Raw genomic sequence first — 15,104 nt, forward strand, 5'->3', positions numbered from 1 at the left:
GCCGGGGCGCGCCGGATCCGGCAAAATCAGGGGATGGACATCACCCGCGCTGTTCAAAGTCTCTACGAACGCTACCCGTTTCCGCCCGATCCGCTCAGCGACAAGCCGCCTCCCGGGTGGAACTGGCGGTGGAGTTACAGTTTTGCCCACAGTTTCTGCCGGGGCTGGCGGCCCGAACCACGGCCCATCCGCATCCTGGATGCCGGTTGCGGCACCGGGGTGAGCACCGAGTACCTGGCGGTGCAAAACCCCGAGGCTCAGGTGACGGCCATCGACATCTCCGAGGCCTCGCTTGCGCTCGCAAAGCGACGCTGTGCCGGGCATGCCAACGTCCAATTCGCCCAGATGAGCCTCACCGACGCCGGGGACCTGGAAGGACAGTTCGATCTCATCAACTGCGTGGGGGTGCTGCACCACCTGGCCGACCCAAAGGCGGGGCTTGCGGCCCTGGCGGCCAAACTCGCCCCCGGCGGATTGCTGCACATCTTCGTCTACGGCGAACTGGGGCGCTGGGAGATCCGGCTGATGCAAGAAGCGATTCGCCTGTTGCGTGACGGGCGCGACCCGCTCGCGGACGGTCTGAAGGTCGGCAGGGCGCTATTTGAAGCGCTGCCGGAGGACAACCGCCTGAAGTCGGCCGACCGGCGTTGGGTTCTGGAGAACCACCACGACACCTGCTTTGTCGACATGTACGTGCAGGTGCAGGAGATTCGCTACACGATCCCGACACTGTTTGATCTGATCGCATCGTCGGGGCTCGGGTTTTTGGGATTTTCCAACCCGGGCTTCTGGCGACTTGAGCGATTGGTGGGCAAAGCTCCGTGGCTGTTGGAGCGCGCCGCCACCCTATCGGACAAAGAACGCTTTCGATTGATCGAGCTGTTGGATCCGGTGGTCGCCCACTACGAATTTTTCCTGGGCGCCCCTCCCCTGGAGCGCCTGGAGCTGGACGACGACCGGCTCGATGCGGCCCTGCCGGTGCGCAGCCCCTATCTCTACCCCTGGCCCGAACGTCAGGTCTTCGACCACGAGTACGAACTGGTGGAACTGAGCGAGGCGGAAGTCGCGTTTCTGCAGCGCTGCAACGGCCGGCAAACCCTCGGACAACTGCGCGGCGACATCGCCCAGGCACGCATCCGGGAATTGCTGGAGCACTTTTTGCTGCAGCTGGCCCCGCCGCCGGGGCTGCTCTCAAGTAAAATGCGTGTCTAGGTCCGCTGAGCGAGGGCACCCCGCCTGTGCGAAGCATCGAGTGACAGAACACCTGACAATCGAAGGAGAACACCATGAGTGTCGTGCTCACGACGATCATGAACGCCGATCAGCAACTGCGCTACCCGAGCGTCGGCGAACTCGAACAGATCAAAAATTTTATGGAGGACAGCGCCCTGCGCCTCAAGGTCGCCAAGACCCTGAGCGACGCGAACGACCGGGTGGTCAAGCAGGCGTCCGCCGGGCTGTTCCAGCGCCGCCCCGATCTCAACAACCCAGGCGGCAACGCCTACGGCGAGAAGCGCCTGGGCAGCTGCATCCGCGATCTGGGTTGGTACTACCGCCTGATCACCTACTCGATCGTGGCGGGCAACAACGAACCGGTCGAGCGCATCGGCCTCACGGGCATCTTCGAGATGTACCGCGTGCTGGAAGTGCCGATCCCCGCCATGATCGAATCGATGCGTCTGCTCAAAAAAGAAGCGCTCGAACTGTTGAGCCCGGCGGAAGCGGAAATCGCCGCCCCCTACTTCGACTACGTCATCGGCGCGATGCAGTAGCCGCCATGAGCAGCCACAACCTCGTCACACTCGTCAGCTGGCTGGCGGGCGATTTCAGCAATCGGGAGCAAGCCTGGGACGCGCCCGCCTTTTTCTCCCACATCCGGCTTTGCATGCGGCCCCTGCCCTGGCAGGTCTTTGAAGGCTACGGGCTCTACTCCGAGCAGGCCGACGACTACGACTGGGCCCACCCCTACCGCATCGTCGTGCTCAACCTGGTGGAACAGCCCGACGGCATCATCGAGTGCCGCAACTACGCCCTGAAAGACACCGCCCCTTACCTGGGCGCCGCCCGCGAAGCGGAACGCGCACGGCTGCACCGACTCACCCCCGAGCAGCTGGAGCCGCTGCCCGGCTGCACGTTTCTCTTTAAGCGAGAAGGCAGTCTCTTTCGCGGGCGGGTGCGGCCCGGCAAGGGCTGCCGCGTCTTTCGCAAAGGGCGCGATACCTATCTCGACGGCGAGGCGACCGTGAGCGCCGATTACTACAAAAGTATCGACCGCGGTCGCGACCTCGAAAGCGATGAGCAAGTCTGGGGCTCGGTCTCCGGACCGTTTCATTTTACCAAGCAGGTCGATTTCGCCCCCGAAGTGCTCGCCCTGGCCCGCCCGTGAGCGCTCCCCTCGAAGTCCGCCTGGCAGTGTTTCGCAAATTGCCGCTGCGCGCGCAGCGCACATTTATCGCCGCCAGCCTCGCCAACTCCGAAGTCGCCTCCGACATACAGTACATCGAGCAGCTGGAGACCATCCACCGCGAATGCCTGACACAAGCCACTCCCGAACAGCGCGCCCACTACGAGCGCTGGCCCGCCGATCCGGCCTAGATAACATTTGTTTTCAAGGCAGGCGTTACTTCATACATATTATTTAATGAATCGGCAAACAACTTCTGTGTTAGAAGAAACAGGGAAGATTCTTCCAGCGCCTGGCTTTCAGCCGTTCACTCAGAAAAAAATGTTAAAGATGAGTCACGAAATTCCACTTATCTTTGCATGGGTCTGAGTGGCCACTTCCGATCCACTTTGGGTGTTTGGGGAGGATAGGCCGGGGGAAGGGAGTCTTCGCCAGTCAGAAGCTGCTTCGCACGCAGACAACGTTTCCAAAGTGTAAGGAGAGCAATGTAATGCAAGACGCATTCACCAAAGCCATTGTTGCGGCGGATCTGCGCGGGTCGTTCCTCAGCGAGCAGGAACTCAACCAGCTGACCAACCTGGTCAAAGAATCCAACAAGCGACTCGATGCCGTCAACGCCATCACCGGCAACGCCGCCGAGATTATCTCCGACGCCGCCCACAAACTGTTCGCCGAGCAGACCGACTTGATCCGTCCGGGCGGCAACGCTTACCCCAACCGCCGCATGGCCGCCTGCCTGCGCGACATGGAAATCATCCTGCGCTACGTCTCCTACGCGCTTTTGGCCGGCGATGCGTCGGTGCTCGAGGACCGCTGCCTCAACGGACTCAAAGAGACCTACGTGGCCCTGGGCACCCCGACCCGTTCGGTGGCCCGCGCGGTCCAACTGATGAAAGAGACGGCGATAGGCTACGTCAACAGCCCCTCCGGGGTGACCCGCGGCGACTGTTCGGCGCTGGTCAACGAAGCGGCCACCTACTTCGACAAGGCCGCCGCGAGCATCGCCTGAGTTTCACCCACCGAGACCGACACAGGAGAACGACGAGCATGAAGACCGTGATTACCGAAGTGATCGCCTCGGCGGACAGCCAGGGGCGTTTTTTGAACAACACCGAGCTGCAGGCGGCGAACGGCCGTTTTCAGCGGGCGACGGCCTCGATGGAAGCGGCGCGGGCGCTGACCTCGAACGCCGATTCGCTGGTCAAGGGTGCGGTGCAAGAGGTGTATAACAAGTTTCCGTACCTGACGCAGCCGGGTCAGATGGGATACGGCGACACCAACCAGGCGAAGTGCGCCCGCGACATCAGCCACTACCTGCGCTTCATCACCTACAGCTTGGTGGCCGGTGGTACCGGTCCATTGGACGACTACATCGTGGCCGGTCTGCGGGAGGTGAACCGCACGTTCAACCTGTCGCCGAGCTGGTACATCGAGGCGTTGAAGCACATCAAGGGGAAGGTCGGTTCGCAGCTGTCGGGCCAGCCGCTCACCGAGGCGAACGCCTACATCGACTACTGCATCAACGCCTTGAGCTAGCCGTCCTGCGGTGGCGTTTTCGGTGATGCCGTACCTGCCGGTGTCCGGCATCTCAATAGTTCGGCACAAGCAGGCAGGTTTCAGCGCTTGCTTGCTTGTGTTGATTTTCGAAACTGCCGGCTTCGGCGTCATACACAGCGCCGGCATGGGCTCCACTCTTGAAGCATGTGAAGCGCAAGTGCGCCACCGATCATCGACTGTTTGACACGCAGCGCGTCAGAGATGGAGATGTATGTCGTTGCGATTGTGTTGTCGAGCGCGGGCCGCGTGCAGGTAGGGAGCTGGAGGGAGCGCAGGAAGAGGCGGCACAGCGTGGTGCGCAGGCACAAGGGGGCGCAACGCATGGCGGTCGTCGTTGGAGTTATCGAGCTTGGACCATGCTTCCACCGCAAGCTTGCAAGAAAATGCAAAGCTGGATTCGAAGCCGACATTTGATTTGCGCGGGTAATTTTCTTGTCCTCGAAACGCTCGGCTACTCCACGGTCGAACGTTTTTCTGATTGTGTTTCCAGTCTGGGTGGTGCGCTGATCAACGTCGATCCGATCGACAAGATCTGGATGGGCAACCACCGTCAGGTGATTCTCTACCGCGCCAAGGCGAGCTTGAATACTCCCCAGCAGCATGCTCTCAAGCAGTACTGGATCAAGTACGGGAGTCTCTATACCCGCTTTGACGAGCGGTCGATCTATTGAGATGAGCCGCTGTTCCAGGGGCGATGCTCGGCCAGGCGCGACAGAGCGCCGGTAGCCGCTTCGTACAGATAAGCATCGAGATTGGGCCGGGCCGCTAGCGATGCCAAGACCGTCCGGCCGCGCGGATCCCCCACAGAAGCGAGCGCTCCGATAACCGCCATCGAGACGGCCAGGTCATCCAAATCGAGAGCCGCAGCCAGGATTTCGAAGGCGGGGCTGCCTACCGTCCCCAGGGCTCCCACCGCCGAGAGCTTGACCACCGGATCCCGATCGCCCAGGGCCATAGAGAGGGCTTCAAGCCCCACCGGGGCGAAAGGTACCTCCGGGTAGTTGAGGGCGATGGCGGCGAGGGCCTTGGCGCAGCTGGCCCGAACGGTGGCGTTGGGGTGGATCGTCAACTGTTGCGCCAGAGCAGGCAGCGCATCCGGTCCGATAATGCCCAGCGTCTGTACCGCCGTGCGCCGGTAGGTGACATCCTCCTCGGCGAGGACGGCCATCAACTGCGCCAGGGTGTCCTCGGTGCGCTCCTGGGCCACCTGGTGCATGGCCCGCTCGCGCAGGCGGGGATTTTTGTGTTTGAGCTGCGGATAAGTTTCTTCGAGAGACATCGCGTTTAGATGGTCGGTGAAAATACTTAGTGGGCAAGGGGGGCAGTACACTGGCGCTCGGCTTTGGCGCGCACGACCCAATCGCTGTCCTGCAGAGCGATTTGTGCCCCCGTGGGATCTTCGAGGTGTTCGAGGGCAATCAGGCAGGCGTACTTGAGTTCCCAGATAAACGAATCCAGGCACGAGCGCAAATCCGCCGGCACCCGGGTATCTCCCAACTCGGCCAGGGCGATGGCGGCGGCGGAGCGAGATTTCATAAATTGCGGCCGGCGGTCGTGCAAAGCCCCGACGACAATTTCCCGCGCCTCACCGAAGCGCAGCCAGCCCAACAGTTTGACGATGTGGTAATGGGCGCCGTAGTCGTTGTGGCCTGCGGCTTCAAAAGAAGCGACCAGGGCGGGACCGGCGTCGGGGTAGTGATCGATGATCGTCTGGGTGGCCAGATAGCAGCGGCCGAAGTCGGTACTGTACAGTTCTTCGATCAGTTCCTCCAGGTGGGGGGTGCGCTCGTAGCGGTGCACCGGCTCCAGGAAGCGGGGATGATCGACGATCACCCGGTCGAGGCCGGATTCCACCTGCTGAAAGGAGACCGCTCCGATCGGCACCCCGGCATCGGCCAGGTGCCGGATGCCGCGCAACCGAAATACGGCCGAGACCGGGCAGGCGGCGATGCGGGGGATGGCTTCGAAGTATTCGCTATCCATCAGATCCTGAATGACGCCCCGCCGGGCATTGACATTCGGGTGCTGCAAAAACGGCAGCAGTCGCTCCAGCCCCGCCCGCTCGCCGCTCAGACGGCCCACGGCGGTGATGGCGGCACTGGCAATTGGTGGCTCAGGCGATTGCTCGAAAGCGGCGATGCGCCCGGTGGCGGGGGTGTAGCCCAGCTTGGCAAGCGTCTGGATGATCGTGCGGTAGCTCTGGCGGGGTCTGGCAAGCAGTGCGGTCAGTTCTTCGAGAATCTCCGGGTCGCTGCAACCGATTTCGCCGATCGCCCAGGCGGCGTTTTCGACCAGATAGTTGTCCTCGTCCTGCAGAGAGGCGCGAATCACCGGCAGGGCGCGCTCGACTTTGAGCCGCCCGAGCGTTTCTACCGCTTTGCGGCGCACGATGCGGTTGTCGAGGGCCGAATCGCGGTTTTCGACCGCGGCGAGAAGCGCGTCGATGGCCCGCTCGCTCGGGAAATTGACCAGGTGGGCAGCGGCGATATAGCGCTCGGAGGCATCCTCAAGCTGGGCCATCGGCGTGTACAACAGTTCGATTGCCCGTTCCTCGCTGAGGCCGGGAAAAATGTTCAAAAAGCGGTTTTCCATAGTTGCCCAATCCGGGGTGAAGCATTCATAATCGCCGAAAAACCCCGGTGGGCAGGGGCACTCGCAAAAGTGCCGCCGCACGCACACCAGGGATTTTTCGACTATGGCGTTCGGTGGGACACCGAAGCGCAACCTACGACAGGGCGTTGATCACATAGTCCAGGTAGGACCGGAACTCGGTGAGGGCCTGCGGACCCATGTCGCGCGGCGCGCAGGCGCGGTCGCGGGTGTACTGGAAGGCGGCCACGTAGGCGGCGGTGGGCAGGTTGAGGGCGCGGTAGACTTCGCGCGCACCCGAGATGCCCCACTCGTCGAGGGGGCCGGTGCCGCCGACGACCAGGCAGTAGTTGATCAAGCGCATGTAGTGATCGATGTCACGGTAGCACTTGGCCACTTTTTCGGCCGAGTCGCCCGCTTCGCCCGCGGTCTTGAGGTAGGGGTACTTCTTGAAGACGACATCGCCCGCTTCTTTGACGACGGCGGCGTGGCCGGCGGCGAGCTTCTCGGCGGCTTCAAGGCGCGCGGCGGAGCGCTGGATGTTGCCCTGGACGGATTCGAGGTCGGAGCCGCTGGGAAAACGGCCGGCGGCATCAGCGGCGGCAAGAACGGTGGTAACTACGGACTTCATAGCCCTGGATTCTCCTGAGTATGGTTGACAAAAGGCGTTTGGAACGCCCGTCGGCCCTAGCGCAGAGCGGAGGCGGCCATGTCGAAGTAGCTGCCCGCTTCGGAGGCGAGCGCCGCGCAATCACCCTGGGGAGTTTCGATCTTGCGCTTGCTGGCGGTGTTGTTGATGAACGCCACGGCCGAGGCCTTCATGATGCTGACTGCGCGGATGGCCGAAGGAATGGGCACGCCCAGGGCCATGTAGGTCTCTTTGAGTCCGTTGAGGCAGCGGTCCTCGAGCACCGACGCGTCGCCGGCCAAAAGCGCGTAGGTCACATAGCGCAGGACGATCTCGCCGTCACGCAGGCAGGCGGCCATGCGGCGGTTGGTGTAACAGTTGCCGCCGGCCGAGATGAGGCCCGGGTTTTCGCAGATCATGCCGGAAACAGCGTCGGAGACGATGCAGCTGGCGTTGCTGGTGATGGCGTTGACGGCGTCGAGACGCTTATTGCCATTCGCAATGTACGTTTTGAGAGCCGCCAATTCAGCACCGCCGATGTAACCGGTCTTCTGATCGGCGCTGACTACGGCTTTCGAGAAAGCATCAAGCATTGCGTTCTCCTTAACAAAACACAACAAGAGTTGACCTGAGTCGGTTCCTACAATACTGGACAAGGCATTTGCCGGTCTCGCCCGCAAAAAAATAAGCAATAAACTGTAACGGTAAAGTCAATTTAGAACCGTCGGCCGTGAGCCGGGCCGCAACCCGACCCTCGAGCGAGATACATTGCGAAGATTCTCAAAGAAGAACCGCCCCGAAAGCCGGTGTTTTTAATAGCCTCCCAAACTTAGTTGCAAAAGTTCACTCGAATAGTGCAGATATGATGGGAGGGCCGGGAGGCCGGGAACGAGGCGGAGGAGAAATCGCAATGGCGATCGATGCTATGGAATTTTTTCGGTTGAGTGCGGGGCGGTGGCAGTCGCAGCGGACGACCCACCACCTGGCCTTTCGGCGCTCGGAGCTGGGTGAATCGGACATTGTGGTGGAGGCTCTGGCCGTCGGCGATCCGGCGGTAGCTGAGCTTTGTACCTACCATGGGGTGGATCCGGTCCTGGCGGCGGGCGGTGCCCTGGTCAGCTGGCACGGTCGCATGGACTGGGATCGCCAGGACGAGGAGCAACACAAAGGGTCGACTGTGATGGTGATCGTTCCAGATAGCCCGGATGGCCGTCAGGGACGGCTGTTGCGCGAGCGCGGCTACGCCGAGGTGGCGCCGGTGGCGGGGCAGTACGTCATGGACGCAGAAGACGGTCTGAACTTGATCACCGAGTACGAGACGATGAGTGTGGTGGAGCGCTTCTGGTTTGCGGCTCCCGATTTGCGTTTGCGCACCAGCACCCTCAAGCGCTTCGGCGGTTTTAGCACCGCGACTTTTTGCGCTGAAAAGCGCGTGGATGCGGCAGCGGCGGCCGTGGAGTCCCAGGAGCGCACCGCCGTCCAGACCGAGCGCTCCTACTCGCTGTGGGGTTGGTAACTTCCCTGCTGTGGTCATCGTGAAGCACGTCACCGAATTTTTTGAGCAGTCCTTTGGCCGTTGGCGCTCCCAGCGCAGCGGTCACCACTTGGCCTTCAGCCACTTTGAAGAGGTACGCTCGACCATCGATATCGAGCCGCTGACGGCCGCCGACCCGGCGGTGGCGGAACTGTGCCATCGCTACGGTGTCTCTGCCGAAGCGATCACCCACCCATTTCGCATGCGCTGGCAGGGCGAGTCGGACTGGGAGGAAAACGCCACTTTCGAGGGTTCCACCGTGCTGGTACCGGTGCCTGACCCCGGCGACGCCACCAGAGGCAAGCTGCTGCGCGATCAAGGTTACGCCGAGACGGTGGCGGCGGTGGGCGAGTACGCCTTTGGCCCCGACGGCACCTTTGTGCTGTTCACCGATTACGAGCGGGCGAGTGCGGAGGAGCGCATCTGGTTTGCGACGCCCAATGTGCGCTTTCGCGTCTCGCTTATCCGCACACGCGACGGAGCCGGGGTGACTACCGCTTCGTTTTCTTCCGAAATCCGCGCCCTTGCGAAGTAGCGATGACCACCGCACCCTCCGAGGATTTGCTGACCCTGGCGCGCTGGATGGCGGGCGATTTTAGCAATCAAAAGCAGGCCCTCGCCCAACCGCAGACCTTTGCGCACATTCGCGTTTTCTTTCGACCACTGCCCTTTGCTTTTTTTGGTACCGTCGGCTTTTACTCCGAGCAAACCTACGACTACGACCTCTGGAGCCCGTACCGCCAGGGGCTGCACCGCTTGCTCGACCGGGAGGGCGGCATCTACATCGAAAATTATGGCCTCCAGGATGCGGGGCTCTACGCCGGAGCCGGTCACGACCCTGAGATCCTGGCCACCATCCCCACCGATTGTCTGCAACCGCGCCGGGGTTGCGCGATGGTTTTCCGGCGCGAGGGAGATTGCTTTCGCGGCAGTGTCGAACCTGGCAACCACTGCTTGATCCCTCGCGACGGGTATTGGACGTATCTGGTGAGTGAAGTCGAACTCACCGAGAGCACCTGGGTGAGCCTCGATCGCGGCATGGACCGTGAAACCCACCGGCAAATCTGGGGTTCGCAGGCGGGGCCGTTGCACTTTGAGAAGCGGGAGGGGTTTGATCCCCCCCTGCCCCCCCTTGGGAAGGGGGGGTAGTTGGGCGGTCCGCGGTGGGCTCGTTGCCTCGCCCGCCCGCTTGGGTCAGAGCCGCACGCAGGCAGTGCGGCTGAGCGGCCACAACCTGGTGCGCGTCCCCATCCCGCAAGACGGACCGGAGACCCGGTCCGCCGAACCGCCCAACTACCCCCCCCTTGGAAAGCGATCCATTGCCCACATTTTTGAGAGCGCGCCTGCCTGCTGTGGGCCAGCCACACTGGTACCGCACTGGCCGGCAACGGAGTTGAGCGATTCATCCTCGGGTGTCACCCGCTAACAAAGCGCGATGGTAAGCGATGCCGCTGCTGCAAGCGCCGCCGCCGTCCGAATGTGGTTCCAGAGCGTCCAGTTGGCAAGGTATCTGGTCCACAGGCTCTCGCCCCCGGTGCTGCCCGGCTCGACAGCCGCCAACGCTTCGTTCAGCGGCACATTAAACACGATGGTCACCAGAAATGTGCCCACCAGATAGAGCAGACTGCCAGTGAGCACGTAGGCGGCACCGGGTTGATGCCAGCCCGACAGCGAAAAGACAGCTAGAAGCATGCAAGCTGCGGCCGTGCCAAAGAATGCCGTGATAAACAATGGATTGATCACCGTGATATTGATCGATTGCATGGCGGCAATACCTTGCGCCGGCCGCAGCCTGGCAAGGGCGTCCATCACAAAGGCCGAGAAGGCGAAGAAGACTCCAGCTATCAGCCCGCAACCCAGTGCCGAAAAAAGCTTCAAAGCGAAAAGCAAGTGGTCCGAAGTTGCCATATTTCCTCCTGCGGATTACTGCCCAAAACAGAAGTGTTGAATCAGTAGACATTTGCACACAATTTGAGCGACCAGACCCTGCGCCTCCGGCTACCCAGTAATTTTCCCAGCCAATGCACATAACTGATTTCTTTGCACATACAACATTGCAAGTAGCGCAACTTATCCAACCGCTGACTTCCCCACATCTTCGGCACTGCCACCAGTTCCAGTAACAGGTGGGCAATCAGGGTCACGTAGAGCTGCATCCGGATACCATTCTCATTTTTTGTCATCAGCCGCTTCAGCTTCAGATGCATTTTCAGAAACTTCCATAACAGCTCTATTTGCCAGCGTTGACGGTACAGTTCCATCACCTCTTCGTCACTGACAAAACATTCGCCTTCGGCAGGTAAATTGGTGACCAACCGATACTCAGCCCGGTTCTCGATATCGCAGAAGTTGACCACCCGATACATCCCGGACTCTTTGCCCGTTCCCACCCGCATCTGGCCAGCATTGCCCTCGAAGGTAAGCTTGTAATTGCTCGGGATGCGCATTAAAAAATATTTGCTTGATGCCTGGGAACTTTTTAGATATTCCAGTCCTGCAAAGCCCCGGTCGAAGATACCTACGCCATTTTCAGGAATCGCTTGAAGCATTTCATTAACAAAATTAGAATCGTGGTCGTAGCCAAAATTGATCAGGCTACCCTCGGTGGCGCCGCTGCCGTGTTCAAGGCAGGCGAGCAGTTTGACCTGGTGATAGCTTTGCGCCCATAGCAACTTGCTTGTCAAGCCGACTACCGTCGAGTCAATCGGGCAAGGATGCAGTTGTTTGACGGGCAACTCTCGCCTGACCCGGGCAAGCAAATCCCGGTACAGCTGCTCAAACATCTGCAGAGAACGGGACTTGCAGGCTTTGGAAAAAGTGGAGATATCGACGGGGATACCGGTGTGGTTGAGGCGTTTGAATAGGTCCTGCATGCTGACGGTACTCTTGTCCATAATGAGGGCCAGCCAGCAACTGAAAAAGAGCCTGGAGTCGAGGACAGGGAAATCGCGATCGGGCAAAGCGGACAGAAAGGTTTTGACAAGTTGCGGAAAATCGAGTAGCATTGTCTCAACATAATGAAATTGAACACAGCTCAAAGTTTACACGACTTCGAGCTGTTTTTGTAGGATCAATTCCTGACATTCAACACTTCTGAACCCCATCATCCTCCGGCGACTGTGGTTGCGGTTGAGTTTCAGACCCTTGTGAGTCTTTAGACTTCTGCTGGAATCTAGTAGGTCTATTCATATAAATATCTTTTGGCGAATTGCTGAGTAGAAAAATTGCTCTTCCAAAGTAGTCGCTGAGTAGCGACTTTCGGTCGATTTTCAAAGAGAGGGAAGAGGCAAGTTGTCTAAGCTGTAGGACATCAGATTCTGTTATCTTGACCGGTTCACCTGTCTGTGGAGAAAAGCTGCGCATCGATACGTCCTTCTTCGCAGGATAAATTTCGACGTTTATCTGCTTATCTTTGCTCAAAAATACATTAACAACAATTTGCTTTTCTGCTCCCCAAGCTGCAACAAAGCTTGACTGTGAAGCACTGTCTTCACCCTCTATCCTTTCGGCAGATTCAACGAAGAACTTGACGGCGTCAGGTCTGCCGGCCTCTTGAGCCAAAGCAACCGCCGGTCCAGTTAAGACACATATCAAAACCGTCGATAAGAGAACAAAATACTTTCGTGCTTTCAAGCGATACGTTTTCGGCATGGGTGCCACGACTCATCCCAACCGTTGCTGGGGCTGAATGTCAAAACCATTTTACTCAAAGAATATACACCAAAGGCTGAGTAATCGCAAACAGTTGCGACAATTCGCAAGCCGTGTTTGCTTGATTGAACCTTGCTATACTGTCTCAAGTCGACGAAACATTCCGATCCGCAAGAAGCTTCACTCGTAATGACCGCCGGTGACTTTGCCGCGAAAGACGATGTACTGGAAGATGTTGTAAGCGAGCATGATCGGGATCAAAAAGCCCATAAAGATGATCATGAACACCAGGGCACTGGGGGCGGCGGCGGCCTGGTAGATGGTCACCGACATCGGAATGATGTACGGAAAAACGATCAGCCCCAGCCCGGCAAAGGTGAGGGTGAAAATCAAGATCGTCCAGATAAAGGGGGCACGCTCCTGACGGCGGGAAAGACTGCGCAGCAGCAGCCAAATAAGCAGGGCACCCAGCAAGGGGATGGCCGCAAAGATGTAAATAAACGGTTCCTGGAACAGACGGGTGCGGGCGCTCTCGTAGAAGATGGGAGTCGAGATGGTGATGAAGACGGCGCCCACGAGCGTGGTGAGCGCTGCGATTTTGGCGGTGCGGTAGTGGGTGTCCTGCAGTTCACCCTCGGTCTTGGTGATGAGATAGGTCGAACCGATGAGCACGTAGCCTTGGATAAGGGTGAGCGCCACCAGTACCGATTGCCAACTCAGCCAATCCCAGGTGGAGCCTGCGAAGCGGCCCGCCGCATCGACGGTGATCCCTTGGAGCACGCTGCCCAGAGCAAAACCCTGGCCAAGGGCCGCCAGAAAACTGCCGAGGCCGAAGGCGTAGTTCCAGAAGAGCTTGCGCTTGGCGTGCTCGCGAAATTCGAAGGCGACCGCCCGGAAAATCAATCCGAAGATCATCAAAAAAATCGGGATGTACAGACCGTTGAGGATCGTGCCGTAGGCGAGGGGAAAAGCTCCGAACAGAGCACCCCCCATAATCACCAGCCAGGTTTCGTTGGCATCCCAAACATTGCTGAGACTGGTCATCAGGATGCCCCGGCGCTCCTCATTGGAGGAAGTGAGCGAAAGAATGCCGACTCCCAGATCGAAGCCGTCGAGCATGACGTAGAGAAACAAAAACAGCGCCAGGATAAAAAACCAGACCTGCGGTAGGAACTGTGCGAGCGGATCCATGCATTTTCCTCGCTTACGGTTGGGCTTCTTGCTGGGCTTCGGCCGGGCGGCTGTCGGGGAGGTGCTCGGCAGGCTCCACTTCGACGGGTAACCGGCCCTCAAAATCCGGAACCGGCAGATTGAGATTGGGGCCGCGCTGGAGAATGCGCGCTCCGAAGTAGAGCACACAGCAAAACAGAAACGTGTAGACTACTGCAAAAAACGTCAGCGACGTCAGCACGTTGCTTGCCGGCACGTTGGAGACGCCTTCGGCGGTGCGGATCTGGCCGTAGACGATCCACGGCTGGCGGCCCACACAGCGCACGATCCAGCCGCACTCGACGGCGATGTAGCCCAAAGGGGCTGCCAAAATCCAGGCGCGCATCAGCCAGCGCTGGGAGCCGATAGTGTCGACCGAAAGCTTGCCACGCAGCCATTGCACTGCGCTCACCAGCATCAGGGCCGCAAAGAAAAAGCCGATGCCCACCATGATGCGAAACGAATAAAAGATCAGCCATACCAGCGGGGGCCGGTCTTCGGGCTTGTAGGCTTTGAGGCCGTAGACCGGTTCGGACAGTTCCGGCTTGAATTCGAGAATATAGCCCAGGCCGCCCGGGACGGCGATCTCCCAGTCGTTTTTTTCGCCCTGCTCGTCGGGCCAGGCAACGATCGACCAGGGGGCGGCCTGACCGGCCGGGATCGTATCCCACTGCGACTCCATGGCGGCCAGTTTGGTGGGCTGGTAGCGGCGCACCTGCTCGCCGCTGACGTGGCCCACCCAGATCTGCACGGGTGCCACCACAACCGCCGCCGCCAGGGCGATCTTGAGCGATTTCGAGAAGAACTCCTGATTGCGGCCTTTGAGGATATACCAGGCACTGATGCCGCCGATCACAAACAGCGAAGTCTCCAGGGTGGCAAAGAACATGTGCAGGATGCTGTGGCCGCTAAAGGGGTTGAGCATAGCTTGAAAATAATCTTGAACGACGAATTTGCCGTTGACAAATTCGCCGCCCGCCGGGGTTTGCATCCAGGAGTTGGCAATCAAAATCCAGACCGTCGAAAGGTTCGCCCCAAAGGCGACCATGATCGTTGCGAAGTAGTGGATATAAGGATGCACCCGCTGCCAGCCAAACAGCATGATCCCCAAAAAACCGGCTTCGAGCATGAAGGCCATCGACGCTTCAAAACCGAGGATGCTGCCGAAAAAGTCGCCCACCGCCTCCGAAAAAGCCGCCCAGTTGGTGCCGAACTGAAATTCCATCGGAATGCCGGTGGCCACACCGATGCCGAAGTTCAACACGTACAGCTTCGACCAGAAGCGGGCGTGGTGATAGTAGGCGGGGTTGCGCGTCCTCAGCCATAGGCCTTCGACGATGACCAGAAAGATACCCATGCCCGTGGTCAGCACCGGCCAGAGCATATGAAAGATGGCAGTCAGCGCGAACTGCATGCGCGATAGGATGACGGTATCGGATAGAAAATCCATGGGTATTTCTGCTCACTAAGCGAATTGAAAAATTCCATACCGGCCGCTCGACGGCCCCGGCGAAATTCTCGGCTCGTGGACT

Annotated in this window: 19 protein-coding genes; 10 read left to right on the forward strand and 9 right to left on the reverse strand. The window is 59.6% G+C overall.

Annotated features, from left to right (window positions below; translation table 11 throughout):
* The first annotated feature begins 33 nt into the window (after window positions 1–33).
* From GLL_RS06115 to GLL_RS23635, 7 genes are all read left to right on the forward strand, one after another.
* On the forward strand, window positions 34–1,212 hold the full coding sequence (locus GLL_RS06115; protein WP_011141180.1) for a class I SAM-dependent methyltransferase: 1,179 nt from the start codon (window positions 34–36) through the stop codon (window positions 1,210–1,212).
* A 74-nt stretch (window positions 1,213–1,286) separates the two neighbouring features.
* Window positions 1,287–1,772, forward strand: coding sequence for an allophycocyanin-B (locus tag GLL_RS06120; RefSeq protein ID WP_011141181.1), 486 nt, complete (start codon window positions 1,287–1,289; stop codon window positions 1,770–1,772).
* Between the two features lie 5 nt (window positions 1,773–1,777).
* Window positions 1,778–2,386, forward strand: coding sequence for a chromophore lyase CpcT/CpeT (locus GLL_RS06125; protein WP_011141182.1), 609 nt, complete (start codon window positions 1,778–1,780; stop codon window positions 2,384–2,386).
* Window positions 2,383–2,595, forward strand: a complete 213-nt coding sequence (locus GLL_RS06130) for a hypothetical protein (protein ID WP_011141183.1) — start codon at window positions 2,383–2,385, stop codon at window positions 2,593–2,595. Before GLL_RS06125 ends, GLL_RS06130 begins: the two co-directional genes overlap by 4 nt.
* Window positions 2,596–2,894: 299 nt before the next feature.
* Window positions 2,895–3,413 (forward strand): phycocyanin/phycoerythrocyanin subunit beta, encoded by a 519-nt coding sequence (locus GLL_RS06135; RefSeq protein WP_011141184.1) that lies wholly within the window; start codon window positions 2,895–2,897, stop codon window positions 3,411–3,413.
* Window positions 3,414–3,451: 38 nt separating this feature from the next.
* Complete coding sequence (locus GLL_RS06140; protein ID WP_011141185.1) at window positions 3,452–3,940, forward strand: phycocyanin alpha chain; 489 nt, start codon at window positions 3,452–3,454, stop codon at window positions 3,938–3,940.
* A gap of 377 nt (window positions 3,941–4,317) precedes the next feature.
* Window positions 4,318–4,632: a hypothetical protein gene (locus tag GLL_RS23635; protein WP_011141186.1), complete on the forward strand. Its 315-nt coding sequence runs from the start codon at window positions 4,318–4,320 to the stop codon at window positions 4,630–4,632.
* On the opposite strand, the gene GLL_RS06150 is transcribed toward GLL_RS23635, so the two are convergent.
* The 4 genes from GLL_RS06150 to GLL_RS06165 all read right to left on the reverse strand — a co-directional run bounded on the left by GLL_RS06150 (window position 4,626) and on the right by GLL_RS06165 (window position 7,771).
* Window positions 4,626–5,240 (reverse strand): HEAT repeat domain-containing protein, encoded by a 615-nt coding sequence (locus GLL_RS06150; protein ID WP_011141187.1) that lies wholly within the window; start codon window positions 5,238–5,240, stop codon window positions 4,626–4,628. The two genes, GLL_RS23635 and GLL_RS06150, sit on opposite strands and share 7 nt — an antisense overlap.
* 26 nt (window positions 5,241–5,266) lie before the next feature.
* Complete coding sequence (locus GLL_RS06155) at window positions 5,267–6,553, reverse strand: HEAT repeat domain-containing protein (protein ID WP_011141188.1); 1,287 nt, start codon at window positions 6,551–6,553, stop codon at window positions 5,267–5,269.
* 133 nt (window positions 6,554–6,686) lie between these two features.
* Window positions 6,687–7,181: a bleomycin hydrolase gene (locus GLL_RS06160; protein WP_011141189.1), complete on the reverse strand. Its 495-nt coding sequence runs from the start codon at window positions 7,179–7,181 to the stop codon at window positions 6,687–6,689.
* Window positions 7,182–7,237: 56 nt separating this feature from the next.
* The gene (locus tag GLL_RS06165) at window positions 7,238–7,771 is read right to left on the reverse strand and encodes a bleomycin hydrolase (protein WP_011141190.1); all 534 of its coding nucleotides are present in this window, start codon (window positions 7,769–7,771) and stop codon (window positions 7,238–7,240) included.
* A 317-nt stretch (window positions 7,772–8,088) separates the two neighbouring features.
* Here GLL_RS06165 and GLL_RS06170 point away from each other — a divergent pair, with 317 nt between their 5' ends.
* From GLL_RS06170 to GLL_RS06180, 3 genes are read left to right on the forward strand one after another with little or no spacing between them, the layout of a single operon-like run.
* Window positions 8,089–8,694: a phycobiliprotein lyase gene (locus tag GLL_RS06170; protein ID WP_011141191.1), complete on the forward strand. Its 606-nt coding sequence runs from the start codon at window positions 8,089–8,091 to the stop codon at window positions 8,692–8,694.
* A 10-nt stretch (window positions 8,695–8,704) separates the two neighbouring features.
* Window positions 8,705–9,247 (forward strand): phycobiliprotein lyase, encoded by a 543-nt coding sequence (locus tag GLL_RS06175; protein ID WP_011141192.1) that lies wholly within the window; start codon window positions 8,705–8,707, stop codon window positions 9,245–9,247.
* A gap of 2 nt (window positions 9,248–9,249) precedes the next feature.
* Window positions 9,250–9,861, forward strand: coding sequence for a chromophore lyase CpcT/CpeT (locus GLL_RS06180; RefSeq protein WP_011141193.1), 612 nt, complete (start codon window positions 9,250–9,252; stop codon window positions 9,859–9,861).
* A gap of 273 nt (window positions 9,862–10,134) precedes the next feature.
* Here the strand turns inward: GLL_RS06180 and GLL_RS06185 are convergent, their stop codons facing one another.
* The 5 genes from GLL_RS06185 to GLL_RS06205 form a co-directional block, all read right to left on the reverse strand.
* Complete coding sequence (locus GLL_RS06185; RefSeq protein WP_011141194.1) at window positions 10,135–10,620, reverse strand: DUF1772 domain-containing protein; 486 nt, start codon at window positions 10,618–10,620, stop codon at window positions 10,135–10,137.
* Window positions 10,621–10,661: 41 nt separating this feature from the next.
* Window positions 10,662–11,717, reverse strand: coding sequence for an IS4-like element ISGvi4 family transposase (locus tag GLL_RS06190; protein ID WP_011141195.1), 1,056 nt, complete (start codon window positions 11,715–11,717; stop codon window positions 10,662–10,664).
* Between the two features lie 79 nt (window positions 11,718–11,796).
* Complete coding sequence (locus tag GLL_RS06195) at window positions 11,797–12,372, reverse strand: hypothetical protein (RefSeq protein ID WP_164928710.1); 576 nt, start codon at window positions 12,370–12,372, stop codon at window positions 11,797–11,799.
* A 171-nt stretch (window positions 12,373–12,543) separates the two neighbouring features.
* Entirely contained in the window at window positions 12,544–13,554 is a 1,011-nt protein-coding gene (gene cydB, locus GLL_RS06200) for a cytochrome d ubiquinol oxidase subunit II (RefSeq protein WP_011141196.1), read from the reverse strand.
* Between the two features lie 13 nt (window positions 13,555–13,567).
* Window positions 13,568–15,022, reverse strand: coding sequence for a cytochrome ubiquinol oxidase subunit I (locus GLL_RS06205; protein WP_011141197.1), 1,455 nt, complete (start codon window positions 15,020–15,022; stop codon window positions 13,568–13,570).
* Between the last annotated feature and the right edge of the window lie 82 nt (window positions 15,023–15,104).

This window comes from Gloeobacter violaceus PCC 7421, assembly GCF_000011385.1.
Taxonomy (GTDB): Bacteria; Cyanobacteriota; Cyanobacteriia; order Gloeobacterales; family Gloeobacteraceae; genus Gloeobacter; species Gloeobacter violaceus.